Source organism: Vibrio pomeroyi (assembly GCA_041879425.1).
Taxonomy (GTDB): Bacteria; Pseudomonadota; Gammaproteobacteria; order Enterobacterales; family Vibrionaceae; genus Vibrio; species Vibrio pomeroyi_A.
The window spans coordinates 1,601,490-1,622,475 of sequence record CP090855.1 but is presented as its reverse complement, the minus strand read 5'-3'; the positions used below and the strand labels follow the sequence as shown (position 1 = coordinate 1,622,475).

Sequence of the window (20,986 nt, the reverse complement as noted above, 5' to 3'; positions counted from 1 at the left end):
CTTTTTTAGTTTTCAGAATGAAAGGATATCGAGTTTAAGCTTGCTCAAAGTGACTCAAGAACTCACCGCAATCTTTTTGGAACAATGGTAATGCCTCTGCAAGCTTTTCATCATCCCAATGCCACCACTCAAGGCTTTCCAGTCTCTCACCATAACTAGGGTCATCAAAGCGAGGGCGCAGCACCTTGGCAGGGTTGCCAACCACAATTGAATATGGAGGCACGTCTTTCGTCACCACGCTGCCAGCGCCAACGATCGAACCATTGCCAATCGTAATACCCGGCAGCACAATCACGCCGTGACCTATCCACACATCATGTCCAACCTGTACTTTGTCTTCTTCGCGCCATGAGAACACCTCATCATCCAATGATGAAGGATCTGCACCTAGCTGATACTTTCCTGGGCGATAAGTGAAGTGATGTAGCGTTGGACGCCACCACGGGTGATTGCTCGGATTTAAACGAACCGCCGCCGCAATGGATGTGAATTTACCAATTTCGGTAAACATCAGATTACAGTCGTTTTGAATATAACTGTAATCACCAACCAATACGTTATTTAACACACAGCGGTCGGCGATTTCAGTCCAACGACCGAGTTCAACATTGTGTAACTTACTGCTCTCAGCAACGCTAGGTTCGCTGTTTAAGGTAGAGGAAAGAGGTTGGCTCATAAGGTTATCTCCTCGCCATCATTGAGAATACGTAAACGTTGTGAAAAGGCGTGGGGATGTTGTGCAGCCCAGCCAAGCATGTGGTGGCTGACATGAATCAAACCAAGGTTCTTCGGACGACAGGTTTCATCAATATCTAATATGTGGTGAAAGTCGTTATGGTTTGAGTTCGATCGAACTTGAGGGTCTTCAATTGGCGGGTAGTTACAATCAGTGATTAACCAATCTACTGGAAACTCTTTCATCCAACGCTCAGTTTGCTTTGGCAGCCCCACCGTGTCGGTTAAGTACGCTAATCGTTTTCCATTCAGTTCAAAGCAATAACCAAGACAAAGTTTAGAGTGATTGAGTGGCAATGGCGTTACGGTTATTCCCTGCCAATCAAACGATTTAAACGCTTGAGCACGCAGTGAAAAGTCCAAGATACCCGGATGCTTATAGAGATCATCACAGCCAAGCGGATCATCAGGAGAAATCACCGAGATCTTATCGCCAGCCCCCCACCTGAGATCAAACAAACTCTGAACATGATCCATGTGGTAATGAGTCAATAAGATCTGGTCAATCGATCCTGCGCGAAATCGGCGCATAAGATCAGGCGCATTCGCATCCAACAGCAGAAACTTGTCATTATGTTGAAGGAACGCTGATGACTTTTCTCGTCTTAAGCTTGGGTTTTCAAGGGCAAAAACACACACCGAACAATCACACCCGTAAACTGGCACCATCGCGCTGTTGGCCGTGCCTAACATGGTCAGCTTCATGCGACACCTCCTGCTGGTTCTGCTAGCCTTTCAGCTTGTTCTTTTAATCGCGCAAACTGCACAATGCTCTGTTCAAGCGTGCCACTGTTATCAATACACAGCGTGTTATTTAGAGTAGATTCTGAATCCACACAATAGTCCGCCGCACGCTGTAAGCGAAGGGCAATCTCAGCTTCACTTTCACGACCGCGGGCTCGTAAGCGCGCTTCTAACACCTCAGGCTTAACACTCACTACGACGGGCACTAACCGATCGCCAAACAAGTCTCTGGCTGCATCTAAATACGCGCGCGAGCCATTAACCACAACACTCAAGCCCGCATCCATCCATTGGTGAACTTCTTGCCCGATGCCGTAGCTCATGCCATGTGCCTGCCAACTCATCGCAAACATATTGCGCGAATAGCGAATAAAGAACTCATCATCACTGAGCTCTACATGATTTTCGCCACCAGCATCGGCTGCACGCGTGATATAGCGATGAGCTACCACTAAGTCTTTAACAAACTGCTCACGCAGCGCTGAGATAATCGAATCTTTGCCAGCACCAGAAGGACCAATTACGTAATAAAGCTGACCCAGTTTGTCAGCTTTAGGGGCAGCGCTCACCACCCCATTCACATCAAATGAGTAACCGTTAGACATGGATTAGAATACCTTCTTGCCTTCGCGCCACACACGAGACACCAGCTGATGGTCATCAACACGATGCGCGAGCACTAAGTCAGCACGTTTGCCTTCTGCAATCACACCACGGTCGTGTAAACCAAGTGCTTGTGCTGGATTCAACGTCGCCAGTTGCACCGCTTGCGCCACATCGAGGTTGTTACGTTCATCGTTAACCAGCGTAAACACCGCATCGAGCAAGCTCACAGGGTAATAATCCGAAGACAAGATATCCAATACGCCCAAAGATGCCAATTCATGCGCCGCGACATTGCCTGAGTGTGAACCACCACGAATCACGTTCGGCGCCCCCATCATTACCTTCAAGCCTAATTCGTGAGAACGTTTCGCCGCTTCAACTGTGGTTGGAAACTCTGCGATGACCATACCCAACTCTTTAGATTCGGTGACATGTGCGCTCGTCGCATCATCATGACTTGCGGTTGGGATATTCAAATCACGGCACTGACGAGTGATCTCAACACGGTTCTGTTTCGACCAACGTTCAGACTGAGCCACTTGATCTTTTTCGTACTCCGCCATTTCAGCATCCGTCATGTTGTACTTGCCTTGATAGTAAGTGCGGTACTTATCTAGGTTTACAAATTGACGCTGACCTGGAGCATGATCCATCAAAGACACCAACTGCACTTCTGGCATATTCACGTAACGCTCGAACAAGCCTACCGTGGTTGAGTGCGGTACTTCGCAACGCAAGTGAATACGGTGCTCAGCTCGGGTTAAGCCACGCTTCTGGCTCTCAGCCACGGTATTAATAAACTGGTCGAGGTTTTCTTGGCGATTACCATCTCGGTAATCTCCTAAAGCAACCGCATCAAGCACGGTAGTGATGCCTGAACCAATCAGTTGCGTATCATGCGCGCTCATTGCAGAAAGCGGTGGCCAGTTCACCTTTGGTCTTGGCGTGAAGTACTTCTCTAGGTTATCGGTATGCAGCTCAATCAAGCCCGGCATCAGAAACCCATTCTCACCATCAAAGGCACCTGGCAGTTGGCTAGTAGAGTCAGACATATTGGCAATCACGCCGTCTCGCAATTCAACCGAGCCACGTACCACTTCATTTTCAAGCACCAGATTTACGTTGGTAATAATCATTTGCGTCAGCTCCCTTTACGCACACGCTGTAGTGAGTTGTTTTGGTGAAATGTCTTGTTGTAGCTTCACGTCGTATAGACGATCAGCGACCAAGTCTCGTGTCGCTTCATCATGGAAGATACCGATGATTGCAGCGCCGCCCGCTTTGGCTTCTTCAATCAAACTCACGACTACCGCACTGTTGGTCGCATCGAGCGAAGCTGTTGGTTCATCAAGCAGTAGGATTGGGTAATCAACAATAAAGCCGCGCGCGATGTTCACACGTTGCTGTTCTCCACCAGAAAAAGTTGCAGGTGCTAAGTGCCATAAATGCTCTGGCACGTTTAAGCGAGTCAGCAGTAACTTAGCTCTCTGTTCTGCTTCTTGCGCGCAACCTCCCATTTCCAACATAGGTTGCATCACCACTTCCAACGCACTGATACGTGGGATCACACGCAGGAACTGGCTGACCCAACCTATAGTGTGTTTACGTACGTTGATGATTTCTCTTGGTGTTGCTTTGGCAAGGTCTAGCGTGTTGCCTTGGTGCACAACATTGATCGATCCTGAGTCCACCAGGTAGTTGGCATAAAGCGCACGCAACAGCGTTGATTTACCTGAACCAGAGTGACCATGCAGAACCACACACTCACCGCTATTTACAGAAAAGTTCGCACCAGTGAGTACAGGCAATTCAACGCCATTTTGGTTGTGCAGCACAAAGGTTTTGCTGACGTTGTTTACAGTTAGTTTGGTATTCATGTCATCGTCCTTAATTCTGCAATACAGAAGAAACAAGCAGTTGTGTGTATGGGTGTTGAGGATCATCAAGCACTTGATCGGTAAGTCCGCTTTCTACCACTTCACTGCGGCGCATCACCATGAGTCGATGTGCAAGCAAGCGAGCCACTGCCAGATCGTGGGTTACGATCACCACAGCTAACTCAAGCTCCGTAACTAAGCGACGAAGAAGATCGAGTAACTTAGCTTGCACTGACACATCCAAACCGCCTGTTGGCTCATCCATGAAGATCAACTTCGGGTGAGTCACCAAATTGCGTGCGATCTGTAACCTTTGTTGCATGCCACCAGAGAAAGTCGTCGGCATGTCGTCCATTCGATCCGTTGGGATCTCGACATCACCGAGCCATTTCGCTGATTTCTCACGAATTTCGCCATAGTTACGTTCACCCACTGCCATCAGGCGCTCACCAATATTGCCGCCCGCCGATACTCGGCCACGCAAGCCATCCATTGGATGTTGATGCACCACGCCCCACTCGGTACGAAGCAAGTGACGGCGCTGGCTTTCCGCCATTTGGTACAAGTCTTCCAATTGTGAGATTTGCTTATCTGCGCCACCACGCAAGTAAATCACTTCACCGCTGTCCGGTGTTTGACGACCAGAAAGCGACTTCAATAAAGTGCTTTTGCCAGAGCCGGACTCACCGACAATACCCAACACTTCACCCGGGTAGAGGTCGAACGACACATTCTGAAAGCCTTTACCTGGCGCATACAACTTCGTGAGGTTAGAGACAGATAACAGAGGTTGATCTGACTGATTCCATTCATGTTTCATGTTCGTTACCGCATTCATGCGTTGTTCTCCTGTTTATGACTAGACCCTTGTTGCTCACGGCAGTAATCCGTATCAGAGCAAACAAACATATGTGAGCCTTGGTCATCCATAACAACCTCATCAAGGAAGGTATCCGTTGAGCCACAAATCGCACACGGCTCGTCCCATTTCTGAATCTCAAATGGGTGGTCTTCAAAATCTAAACTCTGAACCTTGGTGTAAGGAGGAACAGCGTAGATGCGCTTTTCACGACCCGCGCCAAACAGTTGCAGTGCGGACATGTTGTCCATTTTCGGGTTATCGAACTTAGGGATTGGTGATGGATCCATGATGTAACGATCATTGACTCGCACTGGGTAAGCATAAGCCGTTGAGATATGACCAAAACGAGCAATGTCTTCATACAATTTGACGTGCATGATTCCGTACTCTTGCAGCGCATGCATTTTGCGAGTTTCAGTTTCACGTGGCTCAATAAAGCGAAGTGGCTCTGGGATTGGTACTTGATACACTAAGATTTGATCTTCTTGAAGATCGACTTCTGGGATACGGTGTCGAGTCTGGATGATGCTCGCTTCCGTGGTTTTCTCAGTCGTATTTGCACTGGCGATGGATTTGAAGAACTCTCGAATCGATACAGCATTAGTAGTGTCGTCGGCACCTTGGTCGATCACTTTTAGCGTGTCTGGCTGGCCGATAATTGCAGCGGTGATCTGGACACCACCGGTCCCCCATCCGTAAGGCATTGGCATTTCACGACCACCAAACGGTACTTGGTAACCCGGAATAGACACCGCTTTAAGCAAGGCACGGCGAATCATTCGTTTGGTTTGCTCGTCAAGGTAGCCATAGTTATAACCCGTTGCACCTACTGAGCAGTGAGATGCGTCCTCCTCAGAATTAAATACCGTTGAAGCGTTACCTATAGGTGCATTAAGTGTTGCTGTGTTCATGACTGACCTCCTTGTACTTCATTACCTTGTTTGTCATCACCTTGTTGGGCCATCAATTCATCGTGCTCTTTATGCATTTTTCTAAGCAGTTCCAGTTCCGCTTGGAAATCGACGTAGTGAGGAAGTTTTAGGTGAGATACAAAACCCGCAGCTTCAACATTGTCAGAGTGAGAAAGCACAAACTCTTCATCTTGAGCTGGACCATCGACAGGTTCATCGTATTCTACGGCTTGCAAAGAACGATCGACCAACGCCATCGACATTGCTTTACGTTCAGTTGCACCAAACGTTAAGCCGTAGCCGCGAGTCAGCTTGGCTTTTTGTTGTTTGTTACCAACAAAGCCGTTGACCATCTGACACTCGGTCAGCTCAATTTCACCAATGTCGATGCTAAAACCTAGCTCTTCCGGTTCAATCGATAACGTTGAGAAACCGGTACGAATCTCGCCCGCGAATGGATGATTACGACCATAACCACGCTGGGTCGAGTAACTCAGTGCCAGTAAGAAACCTTCATCGCCACGCACCAAGTTTTGTAGGCGTGCACTGCGGTCGCATGGGTAGTTCACTGGATTCATAGTGATGTCTTCAGGAGCCTGCTGATCATCTTCCTCCGTCAACATCATGTCGAGGTTTTCAAGAATACCTAATACCTGTGGGCAAGGTTCAGAGTCAGTCACATCTTGAGTAGAGATCTGCGGAATTTCACCTTCAGCAAGCAAGCTGAAATCCAACAAGCGATGCGTGTAATCGTAAGTTGGACCTAAGATCTGACCGCCTGGTAAATCTTTGTAAGTTGCCGAAATACGACGCTCGATTCGCATTGCACTGGTGTCGACAGGTTGCGCCGTGATCAAGCGAGGTAACGTAGTGCGATAAGCGCGTAACAAGAAAATCGCTTCGACTAAATCACCCGCCGCTTGTTTGATTGCCAATGCCGCAAGTTGTTTGTCGTAAATTCCACCTTCGGTCATAACTCGGTCGACCGAACCCGACAGCTGCTCTTGAATCTGCTCAACGCTTAATTCTGGTAACTCAGGATTACCGCGACGCTTCTTCGCTTGCAGTTGGTGCGCCAGACTAATGGCCTTTTCTCCACCCTTTACAGCAACGTACATGATGTCGCCTCCACTTTAGTTGTACGAGGCAGACACAACACTTGCTGGTCCGCTACAAAGATAAAGTCGACACCTAATGGAAACTTCACCAGTGATTGACGCTCTTGAAGGTAAGAAACAAAGCCCTCTGGTAATCCGTTGAATGAAACGACTTGTTCACTTTGGATTCCAGGACCACTTAGTGACAGCTCAGTACCCGAGGTAAAGTTATCCACTTCAATCACAACCGTTGTTGAGGTGTCTGGATACTCTTCGTTGCCAAGATTGAATGTCAGTTCAGACCAATCAATAGCCAGTAAATCTTGTGCTGATATCACCGCAAAACCGGCTTGTTGAGGCTGCTCTACAATCGGTGCGCCAACATGAAACTTGATGTTTTCAGTTACTGCGTGATCGGCTTTTAATGTCTCAGATAGCCAAATTGGTGTCGCGTTGTCCGCCATTGAAAGCAGTGTTTGAGCAGTTGCACTCATCATCGAACCAAAGCCTTCGCAACGGTTCAGCGTTACTACGGTGCCGGGTTCAGACATTGCCTTCAGCAGTAATCGAAAGCACTGCTGGCTGTCATGAACTGCATCTTGAAATGCAGGAGAAATCATACTCATTGAATTCGTTCTAACCTGTTTAATTCGTTAATCTTATTCTTGAATGACATGTGTGTTTTTTACTTACCTGCGAAGCTGTTCTTCTCTATAAAGCAAGCTTCACCACGAACCTAGTCTTCTACGCGAATCTAATCTTCACCACGGACCATGGTAAAAAAGTCCACTTTGCTTGAAGCCACTTCTTGGCGGCGTTGACTGTCTCGTTCGTGCTTCATAGCAGCCAACGGCTCAATAACTTGCGCGTTAATCACCTCGGCTTGTTGTCCGTTTTGCATCAAGGCATCAACAACAGCGGCCAGCTCTGCATGAGGCTTGCTTCGTCCCTGTAAGTAGCTGTAACCAAGCTCTCCACTTGTTAGCTTGATTACTGCGCGAGTTATGGTGACATCACCCATATTGAACTGGCGGCCTGTTGAGCCCATACGTGCACGCACTTGTGCTAAACCAATCTCTGGTTGGCGAACCATGGCGTATTCTGCGTCTAGCCCTAATGCTTCCCAGCGCGTTTTCAATTCTGAGAACTGGCTCTGCGCAAGTACTGACATCCACTTTTGTCGCTCTTTCAAAGCTGTCATTTAGTGCTCCATTACTATTTCGGTTGCGTCGGCACGAGTATTGGAACTTGAGAATTCCGCTATTACTTGAGTGCCTTTAATTACGTTGGTGGTTTTAATTTTGAGTAGCGGTGTACTGGTGCTGATTTGCAATAAACGACACTCTTCATTGGTTGGGATTTTCGCGCCCACTCGAGTCTCTTTTCGCTCTAAATCAGTCTCCAAACCACGCTGAATAAATTGGTGCAAAGAACCGTTGGTGAAGTTTTTGAGAATCGGCCACCACTCCAGATTCGGTAGGTAATGGTCAATAATGGTTCTCGGCGTATCTCCGGTTTTTCGCAGGGTACGGATATGAATAACCTTGCTCCCTTCCTCCACCTTCAAGTAGCCCCCAATCTTGGGCGATACATTGATAAGGCGAGACTGAAGCACCTCACATCGTGGCATCACTCCTTGCTCAATCAGGTTCTTGGTGAAATGTGCTCCCGAGTGAAGTCGATACTCACTTGGCTGACGAATCACCATGTTGCCTTTGCCTTGATGACGTTGAATCAAGCCCGTTGACACCAATTCATCGACTGCGCGGCGAAGCGTGTGACGATTCACAGCAAAGCGCTCAGCCAATTTGGATTCAGGTGGTAAGTAGTCACCCGGTACAAAGCGGTCTTTCACTTCCTTTTCCAGCTCTGAGGCAATATCTAAGTAAACGGGCATAAGGGTTTCCTTTCCTAAAATTCAATCACTTATCTAGACAAGTTCTTTTAAATAGACATCTAAGATGCCTAGATAAACTTCTTACGGATGATTTGAGAAACGAAATCGATAATGCTTACCGTCACGATAACAATCGCCATAATTGCGGCAGTTTGTTGCAACTGGAAACCTGAGATAGATTGCCAAAGTAGTACACCGATACCGCCCGCGCCAACCATGCCTACAACCGTTGCCGAGCGAATATTTGACTCTAAGCGATACAGTGAGTAAGAAATCCAAAGTGGCATCACTTGTGGAATCACACCGTAAAGAATCACCTCGATTGGGTTTGCACCTGTCGCTTTCACACCTTCCATTGGGCCGGGTTCAATCGCTTCGATGGCTTCTGCAAATAGCTTGGCAAGTACGCCTGTCGTGTGAATGAACAGCGCCATCACACCAGCAAACGGCCCTAATCCGACAACCACCACAAACAGCATCGCAAACACCATTTCGTTGATAGCGCGTAAGCAGTCCATCAAGCGACGAATTGGAAATGTCACCCAGCTCGGCATCAGGTTCTCTGCACTCAAAATACCGAATGGAATCGCTAACAAAATCGATAACACCGTTCCCCAAATACCCACTTGAATCGTCACCAGCATTTCGCTGAGGTACACGTTGCTTTCACTGAAATCAGCGGGGAAGAAGTCTTTGCCCAGCTGAACCATATTCTCTGGGTGTTCGAAAAACATCATTGGTGCCATTTCTGCGCCTTGCCACGCCCAGCTAAGGACCAGTAGCGCTATCACAGCAATCACGCCGTTTTTAATCGATAGCTTCGATGAAGGTTCGTAACTTTGAGTCATTGCAGTCATTGTTCTCATACTCTTTTATTGCGCCGCTCACAGCGGCGCAGGGGAATTGGATTAACCTTTCAGCGCATCAATTTCTGTTTGCAGCTGGTCGATTTCGGCTTGGTATTGCGCCATACGATCGGCTCTCACTTTCTCGCTTAGGTTGCTGTTGTTTTCAGCTTCAACCAGCTTCTTGAACGCTTCCATTTGACGAATAGGCAGCAGCTGGTTGTTATCGGTAGCAGCAAAGCCAGACCAAGCCAGTTGATTTAGGTTTTTAAGCTGCTCTGGCTGTTCGCCGTAACTGACGAAGAAATCACGCGCCTTTTGTTTCAAACCTTCGTCTAAATCTTTGCGGTAAGTAACTACATCAGATGGGATAAGCTCAGACTGCCAAACCACCTTCAGCTTGCTAAACAGCTCAGGATTCTGAGCTTCAATGCGAATAAGACTCATGGTGTGATTAGTTGCGACATCGACTTGGTTATTCGCTACGGCCATCACGTTAGCGCCATGGCTTGCGGTCACATTGCGGTGAAAGTCATTCGCGGAGATACCATTGGTGGCAAATGCTTCGAAGTTCGGGACGAGAAAGCCCGAAGTAGAGTTAGGATCGCCATTACCAAGCTTGAGTGTTTTGTGCTGTTCTAAAACATCTTCAAGTGTGTTGATATTGTCGTTTTCAGCATTAACAATCAGTAAGCTGTAATAACCCTGTAAACCATCCTCATCGATGTAACGAACAAAGGCTTCAGCGTTTGCACGGTCAACCGCTTCCATCGCCGCCTTATTTCCATAGTAAGCAAAATCAACCTTGCCAAAACGCTGCGCTTGAATGATGCCCGCGTAATCGGGGGCGAAATAGGCGTTCACTGGCATACCTAACGCTTTACCTAAGTCATTCAGAAGTGGCTCCCAGCGGCTACGCAAGTTTTGTTGTGCATCGGTCGCGATGATGCCAAAGTTGATCGAATCTTTAGCAACAGCATGACCTGCAGCGAGCGTGGTCATTAACACCGTCGCTAGTGTCACTGCCTTCTTAATTCCTGATTTCATTGAATGAAACATCTTAATTTCCCTGATATTTAAAAAGACGCAGCGAGCACGTCGTTAGATTGGATGTGGGGCGTGTTTGCCGATTTTTTCGAACGGTATAGGTCTTCAAGTTGAGGCTTAGTCAGTTCCGCACTCTTCCCTTCGTAGAACACTTGGCCATCTTTAAGCGCGATGATGTTTTCGCAGTACTTAAGGGCGTGGTCGACTTGGTGAAGTGTGACGATGACAGGAATGCCTTCCTTCTCATTGATATCCGTAAGCAGTTCCATCACGATGCGCGCGGATTCTGGATCAAGCGACGCGATAGGTTCATCGGCAAAAATGATTTTGGCTTTCTGCATCAGTGCGCGTGCGATAGCGACACGTTGTTGCTGACCGCCAGAGAGATTGCCAACACGTTGACCTGCGAAATCTTCCATGCCAACTCGACGCAATGCTTCAAGCGCCTCTTGCTGTTGCTCAACCGTAAAAATACCTGTCAGAGTGCGCCACTTCGGAGTAGAACTCAGTGCGCCAATCAGTACATTAGTCATCACGGATAAGCGGTTAACGAGATTGAATTGTTGAAAGATGTAACCCGCTTGCGAACGGATATTGCGGACATTGTTGTCTGCCTTACCATTCGCTTGTACCGTTTGACCAAGCACGTTGATTTGAGAGTCCGTGCTTTTGTCTCCAATGATTAGGCCGCTTAAATGGCGAAGCAGTGTAGATTTACCAGAACCCGATGGGCCAAGTAGCGCTGTCATCTTGCGACTAGTTATCGTCAAATTGATGCCATTCAGTGCCTTGTTCGAACCGAATGTTTTGTTGACCTTCTTAACTTCAATGATGTTATTCATCGTCAATGTCCCTGTTTGATTTAAGGCCACTTTGACGTCTGATTATTAAAGTTACGTGTCGGTTTATTTGCAGAAATGAAATATTTCAAAGAGTTAGCCAACTTGTCTAGACAAGCTTAACTCGCTGTTTTAAATGCAAAAAAATAAAGAGAATTGAATGGGAATATCAACTTATATACGGACGTAATTCACAGTAATTTGACAATAAAAAGCTCAATTAAAATGGCAACGTCTTGCTGTTCTCTGAACAATAGATAGGCATCTCAAATAGTTGAGAAAATCACATATAAAAAAAGCACCCCATGATGGAGTGCTCAAAGTGATTAAGTGTTTAATTTCAAAGCGATGTGAATACCGCCTCAGCACAACCTATGTCTGCGATAAACACGATTGAGTACGAGCTAGATGAAGCCTTGATACGGTGACTATCGAGACAAAACCAACAACAGCACTACCAAAGATACTCCACAGCACCCATTGATAACCGTCGATCTGCCAAATAACGGCGCCAAAGTAAGGTGACAAGGCAAACGCCAACAGATAAGGCACAGCCATGGCTCCTGCTAAAGAGCCGAAGTTAGACTCCCCCATCACCTCACGAGTCGTTAGAGGCTTCACTATACTCATCACTCCATAAGCGGAACCCTGCAAGAGCACAAAACCAAACACCAGATACAGCGCATTCTCAGACAGAATCAAACATAAGGTCGCACAACAGATACTCAGAAAGCACGCGACGGTGATTCGTATGATCGACCAGTGTTTATCAACCAACAACCACATCACACGCCCAGCAACCTGCATAGGGCCAATCAAAGAGATAACCAATATCGCTAAGTCATCAGGGACATTACGTTCATCCAACAATGGCAACAGATGGTTTAACACCACACCATGATTAAGCGCGAGCATAGAAAAGCCAAAAGCGAGTAACCAGAACATTGGATTAGCTAGGTAAGAAACAGAACTAAAACGATCGCTTGAAACTTGTGAGGCTACCGGAGGATTTTGTGGTAGAGCGTCGGCGTTGGAAGGCAAATTAGACCGAGCAAGCGCCCGGGTATTGATGAACAGTAACGGAGCGGCGGCGAACAAAACCACTCCAGCAAAAACCTGCAATGTCACCACTGGGCCGTAAAGCTGAGCTAAATAATGAACGGTTGGAAAGCTGATAGTACTCGCAAAGCCTGCTACCAAGGTGAGCATTGTGATCGCACGTTTGGCTTTCGTTCTCAAATTTCGAATCAGAAAGGCAAAGCAAGGTTCATAAAGGCAGCCCGCCATTGCGGTTCCCATCAATCCCCAGAGCACATAAAACCAAACAAGTTGCTCTACCAAACTGACTAGAAACAGCAGCACGCCGCCAATAACCGCCGAAACCGTCATCATCAGTGCACCATAACCTTTGTCAATCAGGCGCCCTGCAGGTAAAGCCGCAATGGCAGAGACGCCCACCGCTAATGTCAGCCCCAACATGAATTCAGAACGACTCCAGTCGTGTACTTGTTCCCAATGCAGAAGCATCGCAGGAAAAACGTAATAGAGACAACACCAGAGCAATGTCTGGCCGAGGGCTAACCCCCAAACCGCTTTGTTCATAAATCCACACTTCTAGAAAATTCGAATAATTTAAATACAGTGATAGTAAGGGATCACCTTATATAGCCACCCTATCGTTTAAAAATGACAAATTTAAGGCGTTAAGGTGAAGAGTCGGCGAAATTCGCTTGCAACCGAATTTAGAACTTGTCCTAGATCATTAAAGTATTCGAAAACGTAACCTGTGGTTTTAAATATGTAAACTTTGATGGAGTTTAAGAAATTAAACCATATCGAAGATGGTTTGGTGATCCTGTTCAAATTACGCTCTTAATTTAAGTTAAATTTTCGTTATTTGTTGATGTTTTGGACGTTTTTTACAGTTTACAGAAGTTTACTGCATCTTGTTCAAATACCACCAAAGGAGTAGATTTCAGTCATTGAGTTCAAAAATGTAAACCGAAATCATGAATGTAAAACAAGTTCGATTCACCGATGAAGACAGAGAATGTTTAAGCAATTACTTCCGCTTAGCGGACACAATTGCTGACTTGATTGGCCCTTACTGTGAGGTGGTTATTCACTCCTTTGAAAGCTTGGAAAACTCTGTCGTGAAGATCGTCAATGGTCATCACACAGGTCGTGAAATCGGCTCACCTATCACCGATTTAGGTTTACGCATGTGGAGTACATTCGAGAAAACTGGCGAAGTTTCTCCAAAGAGCTATTTCACCAACGCAGCAGACGGTTCCCTACTGAAATCGACCACCTGTGTACTGGCTGGTCCACAACAAAAGCCGATTGGTATGCTGTGTATCAACATGAACTTATCTTTCCCATTCCCAGAAATCGTCAAGACGCTGATGCCGCAGTGCAATGTGCCACAAACCATTGTCAGCGAGACCTTCAGCAACAATGCAAATGATGTGATTCAGCAAGCATTGAATTCAGCTATTAAAGAAGTTGACCAAGACGAGACGATTTCTTCTAAAGGTCGCAATAAAGCCATCATCCGTTGCTTATTTGATAACGGAGTATTTGAGCTAAAAGAGACGACTACACAAGTATCAGAGCAGCTTGGGATCAGCCGTCAGGCGGTTTACAAGTTTATCCGTGAATTTAAATCAGAATAAAACCAATAATTTAGGAGTTACATCGTGAAACAGATCATTGCCACTGAACAAGCACCTGCAGCTATCGGCCCTTACTCACAAGGTACGTCTTACGGCGACATGGTTTATACATCAGGCCAATTACCTCTCGTTCCAGAAACCATGCAGTTTGTTGAGGGCGGCATCAAAGAGCAGGCTCGTCAGTCTCTAGAAAACTTAAAAGCGGTATTAGAAGCGAGTAATGCGGGACTGGACACTGTGCTTAAGACAACCTGCTTCCTATCAGACATGGAGAACTTCGTAGCCTTTAACGAAGTGTACACAGAAGTGTTTGGTACAGAGAACGCGCCTGCTCGTTCTTGTGTTGAAGCAGCAAGATTACCAAAAGACGCATTGGTTGAAGTTGAAGCCATCGCATACAAAAAATAACCGACTTAGTTATTAATGGGTATCATAGGAGATTCTCATGAGCGTTTCATTTATTGGATTAAGCATACTGTTCTTTGGGTTCTACGCACTGCTGTCGAACTTCAAAAAGCAAAAGAAAAGTTTTAACTTCCGCGTACTGAGTGCACTTGCTGCTGGCTTACTGTTCGGTGGCGCGATTCAACTTGTATTCGGTGTCGGTAACGTTGCGACATCTGGCTTTGCTGAACTGATTTCAGTGTTCGGTAAAGGCTACATCAAACTTCTACAAATGATCGTTATCCCACTCGTATTCGTGGCAATGATCTCTTCGATCATGAACGTTGAAGGCGGCGGCGCGTTATCTCGTATCGCACCAAAAATCATCGGTATTCTACTTTTCACTTGTGCAATCTCAGCAGCCGTTGGTATCGCAAGTATTTACCTATTTGGTATCGATGCAAACGCACTAGTAAGCACAATTGGCACAAACAGTGCGATTGAAGCTCGCGGTGATTCATTGGTAGCAACACAAGATGCAATGGCGAGCAGCGGTCTATCTGGTATGGCTCTGTCTATCATTCCAACCAACATCTTCGACATGCTAACTGGCTCTCAACGTACTTCTACGCTATCAACAGTACTGTTCGGTATGTTCCTTGGTTACTGTATCCTTCAAGTGAAGAATCGTAAGCCTGAGAAAGTGCAAAACTTCGTTGATTTCATCAACTCTGCAAAAGAAGTGGTGCTGTCAATGGTTCGTGAAATCCTGAAGCTAACGCCTTACGGTGTATTCGCTCTTATGACCACGTTCATGATGACGAATGACCTATTCGCACTGGCTGAAATGGGCCGCTTCCTTCTAGCAAGCTACGTAGCAATTGGCGTGATGTTTGGCATCCATTTCGTGATGGTGTCTATGTTCGGCCTGTCTCCTGCTAAGTTCATGAAGAAAATCTGGCCAGTATTGGTATTCGGTTTCGGTTCTCGCTCAAGCATGGCAGCTATCCCACTAAACGTTGAAACACAAACTCAACGCCTAGGTGTCGACGAAGAAACAGCAAACATGTCAGCGACATTCGGTACCAGTATCGGTCAGAACGGTTGTGCGGGTATCTACCCTGCCATGCTAGCAATCATGGCGGCACAAGTGATGGGCATGCCAGTTGACCTAGGCTTCATCCTACAACTGATTGCAGTTATCGCGATTGCTTCATTCGGTATCGCAGGTGTGGGTGGCGGTGCAACGTTCGCAGCAGTAGCAGTACTTACCATCATGGGCCTAGACATCACAGTAGTAGCGATTCTGGTGTCTATCGAAGCGCTAATTGACATGGCTCGCACAGCGCTAAACATCTCAGGCTCTATGTTGTCTGGTGTTCTAACGGCGAAGAAAAACGGCTCACTAAACACAGAACAATACGACGCTGACGTTACAGCGACAGTATCAAAAGAAGCAGCAGTATAATTCTCAAACTTAATTAAGAGCACTCCAGGTGGGTGCTCTTCTGTTTTTCCTGAGTTCAGGTTATTTAGGTAGTAAATATGAAAGTTGTTGTTATAGGCGGTAGCGCCGCGGGTATGAGTTTCGCAGCAAAGTACAAACGTAATCAACCATCAGATGAAGTCATCGTTTTAGATAAGCGTAGTTACATCTCTTTTGGAGCCTGTGGCTTACCTTACTTTGCAGGTGGCATGTTTGATGACACAGAACGAATGATTTCTCGAACACCAGATCAAGCCATTAAGTCAGGCTTAGATGTACGTGTAGAAACCGAAATGGTGTCGTTCGACCGCAATGAAAAGCAAATTACGGTACGTCACCAGAATGAAGAAAGCGTCATCGATTACGATATGTTGGTCATTGCAACAGGTGCGCGACCAATCGTTCCATCATTCGGTGAATTCAATCCAGAACACGTACACACACTAACCAGCATGGAAGACGGCTTGGCGGTTAAAGAGGCGCTAAAGGATAGTAACAAGAAGCGTGTGTGTGTTATTGGGGCAGGCTTTATCGGTCTGGAAGTATTCGACGCTGCACACGGCTTAGACAGACACGTGACGATCATCGAACGTGAACAGCACATCATGAGCCGCCAGTTCAGCCCAGAGATCATTGAAGTCGTTGAAGGTGCGATTCGAGAATCCGGTGCTGACCTTAAAACCGGTTGTAGCGTGTCTGCTATTCGCGATGCTGAGCTAGGTGGTTACATCGTTGAAACTGATAACGGAAACGTAGAAGCCGATGTCGTGATCCTGTCACTCGGTTTCAAACCAAATACTGAAGCATTCGAACTGCCAAAAGCCGCAAACGGCGCTTTGCTAGTGAATGAGTATGGCGCAACTGAAGATGCTTACATCCACGCTGTTGGCGACTGTGCCGTTGTCCACCATATGGCACTAGGCAAGCCCGTTTATGTTCCTCTAGCAACCACCGCCAACAAACAAGCACGTATGATGGCGGACAAGCTAGCAGGTAAAGATACCTATATATCAGGCTTCTTAGGTTCATCGTGTTTGAAAGTGCTCGACTACGAACTTGCCTGCACTGGCGTGAATGAACTTCTGGCGAAAGAACACAGCTTGGATGTGAAAGTATCAACAATTTCAGATAAGAACCAAACGGATTACTACCCTGGTCAAGAAGACATCAAGGTTAAACTGGTTTATCACCCAGAGACTAACGTTCTTCTAGGTGGAGAAATCGTAGGTAAGAAAGGAGCAGTAGGCCGTATTAACGCACTAGCTGTTGCCATCACTGCAAAGATGACCACACAGCAACTTGGTTATATGGACTTCTGCTACGCGCCACCATTTTCCCGCACATGGGATGCACTGAACGTGGCAGGTAACGTCGCCAAATAGGTCTTGCTAGTCGCAAAGACATACAACTAAAACATCAAAGCAGAGCCTGAGCGCTCTGCTTTTTAATACCTAAACTCTACATAACCTAAAGCAAAATAAGATAACGACGCATCTAATAGTATTTGATCTTTCTTTTACCAAATTCAAGACGAAAAAAGCCCGCTGATTTCTCAGCGGGCTTTCTAATGGTGGTGGAGGGATAGGGATTTGAACCCTAGAACCGCTATTAACGGTTGCCGGTTTTCAAGACCGGTGCTTTCGACCACTCAGCCATCCCTCCAACAAATTGTCATCAACAGATTAGTACACTGTAGATGTTGTTACATGTATACACAGGTAACGATGTTTAAAGCCTGGCGATGTCCTACTCTCACATGGGGAAGCCCCACACTACCATCGGCGCTATTGTGTTTCACTTCTGAGTTCGGCATGGAATCAGGTGGGTCCACAATGCTATGGTCGCCAAGCAAATTTTAAAATTCGGAAAACTGTAATTTAAAAGTCTCTCTTCAAACTCATTCAAGGTCTCTTTGAGTCCACAAAACCCCTTGGGTGTTGTATGGTTAAGCCTCACGGGCAATTAGTACAGGTTAGCTCAATGCCTCGCAGCACTTACACACCCTGCCTATCAACGTTCTAGTCTTGAACAACCCTTAAGGACGCTTATAGCGTCAGGGAAAACTCATCTCAGGGCTCGCTTCCCGCTTAGATGCTTTCAGCGGTTATCGATTCCGAACTTAGCTACCGGGCAATGCCATTGGCATGACAACCCGAACACCAGAGGTTCGTCCACTCCGGTCCTCTCGTACTAGGAGCAGCCCCCTTCAATTTTCCAACGCCCACGGCAGATAGGGACCGAACTGTCTCACGACGTTCTAAACCCAGCTCGCGTACCACTTTAAATGGCGAACAGCCATACCCTTGGGACCGACTTCAGCCCCAGGATGTGATGAGCCGACATCGAGGTGCCAAACACCGCCGTCGATATGAACTCTTGGGCGGTATCAGCCTGTTATCCCCGGAGTACCTTTTATCCGTTGAGCGATGGCCCTTCCATTCAGAACCACCGGATCACTATGACCTGCTTTCGCACCTGCTCGAATTGTCATTCTCGCAGTCAAGCGGGCTTATGCCATTGCACTAACCACACGATGTCCAACCGTGTTTAGCCCACCTTCGTGCTCCTCCGTTACTCTTTGGGAGGAGACCGCCCCAGTCAAACTACCCACCAGGCACTGTCCGTAATCCCGATTCAGGGACCAACGTTAGAACATCAAAACTACAAGGGTGGTATTTCAAGGACGACTCCACCACATCTAGCGACGCGGTTTCATAGTCTCCCACCTATCCTACACATGTAGGTTCAATGTTCAGTGCCAAGCTGTAGTAAAGGTTCACGGGGTCTTTCCGTCTAGCCGCGGGTACACTGCATCTTCACAGCGATTTCAATTTCACTGAGTCTCGGGTGGAGACAGCGTGGCCATCATTACGCCATTCGTGCAGGTCGGAACTTACCCGACAAGGAATTTCGCTACCTTAGGACCGTTATAGTTACGGCCGCCGTTTACCGGGGCTTCGATCAAGAGCTTCGACCGAAGTCTAACCCCATCAATTAACCTTCCGGCACCGGGCAGGCGTCACACCGTATACGTCATCTTACGATTTTGCACAGTGCTGTGTTTTTAATAAACAGTTGCAGCCACCTGGTATCTGCGACTCTCGTCTGCTCCATCCGCAAGGGACTTCACTGATAAGAGCGTACCTTCTCCCGAAGTTACGGTACCATTTTGCCTAGTTCCTTCACCCGAGTTCTCTCAAGCGCCTTGGTATTCTCTACCCGACCACCTGTGTCGGTTTGGGGTACGATTCCTTACAATCTGAAGCTTAGAGGCTTTTCCTGGAAGCATGGCATCAATGACTTCACTACCGTAGTAGCTCGACATCGTATCTCAGCGTTAAGAAAGTCCGGATTTACCTAAACTTTCCGCCTACATACTTGAACCTGGACAACCGTCGCCAGGCCCACCTAGCCTTCTCCGTCCCCCCATCGCAATTGTAAGAAGTACGGGAATATTAACCCGTTTCCCATCGACTACGCCTTTCGGCCTCGCCTTAGGAGTCGACTTACCCTGCCCCGATTAACGTTGGACAGGAACCCTTGGTCTTCCGGCGAGGGAGTTTTTCACTCCCTTTATCGTTACTCATGTCAGCATTCGCACTTCTGATACCTCCAGCAGCCCTTACAGACCACCTTCAACGGCTTACAGAACGCTCCCCTACCCCACGCACCCTAAGGTACGTAGCCGCAGCTTCGGTGTATAGCTTAGCCCCGTTACATCTTCCGCGCAGGCCGACTCGACCAGTGAGCTATTACGCTTTCTTTAAATGATGGCTGCTTCTAAGCCAACATCCTGGCTGTCTGAGCCTTCCCACATCGTTTCCCACTTAGCTATACTTTGGGACCTTAGCTGGCGGTCTGGGTTGTTTCCCTCTCCACGACGGACGTTAGCACCCGCCGTGTGTCTCCCGGATAGTACTTACTGGTATTCGGAGTTTGCAAAGGGTTGGTAAGTCGGGATGACCCCCTAGCCTTAACAGTGCTCTACCCCCAGTAGTATTCGTCCGAGGCGCTACCTAAATAGCTTTCGGGGAGAACCAGCTATCTCCAGGTTTGATTGGCCTTTCACCCCTAGCCACAAGTCATCCGCTAATTTTTCAACATTAGTCGGTTCGGTCCTCCAGTTGATGTTACTCAACCTTCAACCTGCCCATGGCTAGATCACCTGGTTTCGGGTCTAATCCTAGCAACTGTACGCCCAGTTAAGACTCGGTTTCCCTACGGCTCCCCTAAACGGTTAACCTTGCTACTAAAATTAAGTCGCTGACCCATTATACAAAAGGTACGCAGTCACACCACGAAGGTGCTCCTACTGCTTGTACGTACACGGTTTCAGGTTCTATTTCACTCCCCTCACAGGGGTTCTTTTCGCCTTTCCCTCACGGTACTGGTTCACTATCGGTCAGTCAGTAGTATTTAGCCTTGGAGGATGGTCCCCCCATATTCAGACAGGATATCACGTGTCCCGCCCTACTCGTTTTCACTGATGATGAGATGTCGATTACGGGGCTATCACCCTTTATTGCGGCACTTTCCAGAGCCTTCATCTGTCTCATTAAAAGCTTAAGGGCTAATCCAATTTCGCTCGCCGCTACTTTCGGAATCTCGGTTGATTTCTCTTCCTCGGGGTACTTAGATGTTTCAGTTCCCCCGGTTTGCCTCCTGTTGCTATGTATTCACAACAGGATACTTACTTATGTAAGTGGGTTTCCCCATTCAGGAATCCCAGACTTAAAGGTTATTACTACCTAATCTGGGCTTATCGCAAGTTATTACGCCTTTCATCGCCTCTGACTGCCAAGGCATCCACCGTGTACGCTTAGTCACTTAACCATACAACCCGAAAGGGTCTCTGTTTTACTTTCACTTTTGAAAAGTGAAAACAAACTAGTATGGCAACTAACCAAGGTTTTTGGTTGTCATTAAGAAGGGTTAATTCTCAATGACTGTTTGCCGGACTCAATGTGAATCAAACTAAGTT

At 47.1% G+C, this 20,986-nt stretch carries 19 protein-coding genes, 1 tRNA gene and 2 rRNA genes; 4 read left to right on the top strand and 18 right to left on the bottom strand.

Annotated features, from left to right (window positions below; translation table 11 throughout):
• Positions 1 to 34 precede the first annotated feature (34 nt).
• The 15 genes from L0992_23105 to L0992_23035 form a co-directional block, all read right to left on the bottom strand.
• The gene (locus tag L0992_23105; GenBank protein ID XGB69271.1) at positions 35 to 676 is read right to left on the bottom strand and encodes an acetyltransferase; all 642 of its coding nucleotides are present in this window, start codon (positions 674 to 676) and stop codon (positions 35 to 37) included.
• A complete protein-coding gene (phnP, locus tag L0992_23100; GenBank protein ID XGB69270.1) occupies positions 673 to 1,440 on the bottom strand; it encodes a phosphonate metabolism protein PhnP in 768 nt (255 codons plus the stop codon). Before phnP ends, L0992_23105 begins: the two co-directional genes overlap by 4 nt.
• Positions 1,437 to 2,084: a ribose 1,5-bisphosphokinase gene (gene phnN, locus L0992_23095; protein ID XGB69269.1), complete on the bottom strand. Its 648-nt coding sequence runs from the start codon at positions 2,082 to 2,084 to the stop codon at positions 1,437 to 1,439. Before phnN ends, phnP begins: the two co-directional genes overlap by 4 nt.
• 3 nt (positions 2,085 to 2,087) lie before the next feature.
• Positions 2,088 to 3,221: an alpha-D-ribose 1-methylphosphonate 5-triphosphate diphosphatase gene (phnM, locus tag L0992_23090; GenBank protein ID XGB69268.1), complete on the bottom strand. Its 1,134-nt coding sequence runs from the start codon at positions 3,219 to 3,221 to the stop codon at positions 2,088 to 2,090.
• Positions 3,222 to 3,236: 15 nt separating this feature from the next.
• Positions 3,237 to 3,962, bottom strand: coding sequence for a phosphonate C-P lyase system protein PhnL (phnL, locus tag L0992_23085; protein ID XGB69267.1), 726 nt, complete (start codon positions 3,960 to 3,962; stop codon positions 3,237 to 3,239).
• Between the two features lie 10 nt (positions 3,963 to 3,972).
• The gene (gene phnK, locus L0992_23080; GenBank protein XGB69266.1) at positions 3,973 to 4,800 is read right to left on the bottom strand and encodes a phosphonate C-P lyase system protein PhnK; all 828 of its coding nucleotides are present in this window, start codon (positions 4,798 to 4,800) and stop codon (positions 3,973 to 3,975) included.
• Entirely contained in the window at positions 4,797 to 5,603 is an 807-nt protein-coding gene (locus L0992_23075) for an alpha-D-ribose 1-methylphosphonate 5-phosphate C-P-lyase PhnJ (protein XGB70414.1), read from the bottom strand. The genes phnK and L0992_23075 overlap by 4 nt, the downstream gene beginning before the upstream one ends.
• A 128-nt stretch (positions 5,604 to 5,731) precedes the next feature.
• Positions 5,732 to 6,853 carry a carbon-phosphorus lyase complex subunit PhnI gene (locus L0992_23070; GenBank protein XGB69265.1) on the bottom strand — a complete coding sequence of 374 codons (1,122 nt, stop codon included), beginning with the start codon at positions 6,851 to 6,853 and terminating at the stop codon, positions 5,732 to 5,734.
• Positions 6,838 to 7,458 carry a phosphonate C-P lyase system protein PhnH gene (phnH, locus tag L0992_23065; protein XGB69264.1) on the bottom strand — a complete coding sequence of 207 codons (621 nt, stop codon included), beginning with the start codon at positions 7,456 to 7,458 and terminating at the stop codon, positions 6,838 to 6,840. Before phnH ends, L0992_23070 begins: the two co-directional genes overlap by 16 nt.
• 128 nt (positions 7,459 to 7,586) lie before the next feature.
• Positions 7,587 to 8,033, bottom strand: a complete 447-nt coding sequence (gene phnG / locus L0992_23060) for a phosphonate C-P lyase system protein PhnG (GenBank protein ID XGB69263.1) — start codon at positions 8,031 to 8,033, stop codon at positions 7,587 to 7,589.
• Complete coding sequence (gene phnF, locus L0992_23055) at positions 8,034 to 8,729, bottom strand: phosphonate metabolism transcriptional regulator PhnF (GenBank protein XGB69262.1); 696 nt, start codon at positions 8,727 to 8,729, stop codon at positions 8,034 to 8,036.
• A gap of 68 nt (positions 8,730 to 8,797) precedes the next feature.
• Positions 8,798 to 9,586, bottom strand: a complete 789-nt coding sequence (gene phnE / locus L0992_23050; protein ID XGB69261.1) for a phosphonate ABC transporter, permease protein PhnE — start codon at positions 9,584 to 9,586, stop codon at positions 8,798 to 8,800.
• Between the two features lie 51 nt (positions 9,587 to 9,637).
• Entirely contained in the window at positions 9,638 to 10,633 is a 996-nt protein-coding gene (gene phnD / locus L0992_23045) for a phosphonate ABC transporter substrate-binding protein (protein ID XGB69260.1), read from the bottom strand.
• A gap of 17 nt (positions 10,634 to 10,650) precedes the next feature.
• A complete protein-coding gene (gene phnC / locus L0992_23040; GenBank protein XGB69259.1) occupies positions 10,651 to 11,463 on the bottom strand; it encodes a phosphonate ABC transporter ATP-binding protein in 813 nt (270 codons plus the stop codon).
• A gap of 369 nt (positions 11,464 to 11,832) precedes the next feature.
• Complete coding sequence (locus L0992_23035) at positions 11,833 to 13,062, bottom strand: MFS transporter (GenBank protein XGB69258.1); 1,230 nt, start codon at positions 13,060 to 13,062, stop codon at positions 11,833 to 11,835.
• Positions 13,063 to 13,469: 407 nt separating this feature from the next.
• Here L0992_23035 and L0992_23030 point away from each other — a divergent pair, with 407 nt between their 5' ends.
• The 4 genes from L0992_23030 (at position 13,470) to L0992_23015 (ending at position 17,387) form a co-directional block, all read left to right on the top strand.
• Positions 13,470 to 14,135 carry a PAS domain-containing protein gene (locus tag L0992_23030; protein XGB69257.1) on the top strand — a complete coding sequence of 222 codons (666 nt, stop codon included), beginning with the start codon at positions 13,470 to 13,472 and terminating at the stop codon, positions 14,133 to 14,135.
• Between the two features lie 24 nt (positions 14,136 to 14,159).
• The gene (locus L0992_23025; GenBank protein ID XGB69256.1) at positions 14,160 to 14,543 is read left to right on the top strand and encodes a RidA family protein; all 384 of its coding nucleotides are present in this window, start codon (positions 14,160 to 14,162) and stop codon (positions 14,541 to 14,543) included.
• 37 nt (positions 14,544 to 14,580) lie between these two features.
• Complete coding sequence (locus tag L0992_23020; protein XGB69255.1) at positions 14,581 to 15,987, top strand: cation:dicarboxylase symporter family transporter; 1,407 nt, start codon at positions 14,581 to 14,583, stop codon at positions 15,985 to 15,987.
• 77 nt (positions 15,988 to 16,064) lie between these two features.
• On the top strand, positions 16,065 to 17,387 hold the full coding sequence (locus L0992_23015) for a CoA-disulfide reductase (protein XGB69254.1): 1,323 nt from the start codon (positions 16,065 to 16,067) through the stop codon (positions 17,385 to 17,387).
• 189 nt (positions 17,388 to 17,576) lie between these two features.
• Here the strand turns inward: L0992_23015 and L0992_23010 are convergent.
• The 3 genes from L0992_23010 to L0992_23000 all read right to left on the bottom strand — a co-directional run bounded on the left by L0992_23010 (position 17,577) and on the right by L0992_23000 (position 20,838).
• Positions 17,577 to 17,667, bottom strand: a tRNA-Ser gene (locus L0992_23010).
• Positions 17,668 to 17,738: 71 nt separating this feature from the next.
• Positions 17,739 to 17,854, bottom strand: a 5S ribosomal RNA gene (rrf, locus tag L0992_23005).
• 92 nt (positions 17,855 to 17,946) lie between these two features.
• Positions 17,947 to 20,838 (bottom strand): 23S ribosomal RNA (locus L0992_23000).
• Positions 20,839 to 20,986: the final 148 nt, after the last annotated feature.

What these genes read in the sequence shown, in the direction of transcription:
- L0992_23070 (XGB69265.1), bottom strand. Translation starts at nt 6,853, where the DNA reads ATGTACGTTGCTGTAAAGGGTGGAGAAAAGGCCATTAGTCTGGCGCAC.
- phnD (XGB69260.1), bottom strand. Translation starts at nt 10,633, where the DNA reads ATGTTTCATTCAATGAAATCAGGAATTAAGAAGGCAGTGACACTAGCG.
- L0992_23030 (XGB69257.1), top strand. Translation starts at nt 13,470, where the DNA reads ATGAATGTAAAACAAGTTCGATTCACCGATGAAGACAGAGAATGTTTA.
- L0992_23020 (XGB69255.1), top strand. Translation starts at nt 14,581, where the DNA reads ATGAGCGTTTCATTTATTGGATTAAGCATACTGTTCTTTGGGTTCTAC.
- L0992_23015 (XGB69254.1), top strand. Translation starts at nt 16,065, where the DNA reads ATGAAAGTTGTTGTTATAGGCGGTAGCGCCGCGGGTATGAGTTTCGCA.
- phnM (XGB69268.1), bottom strand. Translation starts at nt 3,221, where the DNA reads ATGATTATTACCAACGTAAATCTGGTGCTTGAAAATGAAGTGGTACGT.
- phnP (XGB69270.1), bottom strand. Translation starts at nt 1,440, where the DNA reads ATGAAGCTGACCATGTTAGGCACGGCCAACAGCGCGATGGTGCCAGTT.
- phnK (XGB69266.1), bottom strand. Translation starts at nt 4,800, where the DNA reads ATGAATGCGGTAACGAACATGAAACATGAATGGAATCAGTCAGATCAA.
- phnH (XGB69264.1), bottom strand. Translation starts at nt 7,458, where the DNA reads ATGAGTATGATTTCTCCTGCATTTCAAGATGCAGTTCATGACAGCCAG.
- L0992_23075 (XGB70414.1), bottom strand. Translation starts at nt 5,603, where the DNA reads ATGATTCGCCGTGCCTTGCTTAAAGCGGTGTCTATTCCGGGTTACCAA.
- phnL (XGB69267.1), bottom strand. Translation starts at nt 3,962, where the DNA reads ATGAATACCAAACTAACTGTAAACAACGTCAGCAAAACCTTTGTGCTG.
- phnN (XGB69269.1), bottom strand. Translation starts at nt 2,084, where the DNA reads ATGTCTAACGGTTACTCATTTGATGTGAATGGGGTGGTGAGCGCTGCC.
- phnG (XGB69263.1), bottom strand. Translation starts at nt 8,033, where the DNA reads ATGACAGCTTTGAAAGAGCGACAAAAGTGGATGTCAGTACTTGCGCAG.
- L0992_23035 (XGB69258.1), bottom strand. Translation starts at nt 13,062, where the DNA reads ATGAACAAAGCGGTTTGGGGGTTAGCCCTCGGCCAGACATTGCTCTGG.
- L0992_23105 (XGB69271.1), bottom strand. Translation starts at nt 676, where the DNA reads ATGAGCCAACCTCTTTCCTCTACCTTAAACAGCGAACCTAGCGTTGCT.
- phnF (XGB69262.1), bottom strand. Translation starts at nt 8,729, where the DNA reads ATGCCCGTTTACTTAGATATTGCCTCAGAGCTGGAAAAGGAAGTGAAA.
- phnE (XGB69261.1), bottom strand. Translation starts at nt 9,586, where the DNA reads ATGACTGCAATGACTCAAAGTTACGAACCTTCATCGAAGCTATCGATT.
- phnC (XGB69259.1), bottom strand. Translation starts at nt 11,463, where the DNA reads ATGAATAACATCATTGAAGTTAAGAAGGTCAACAAAACATTCGGTTCG.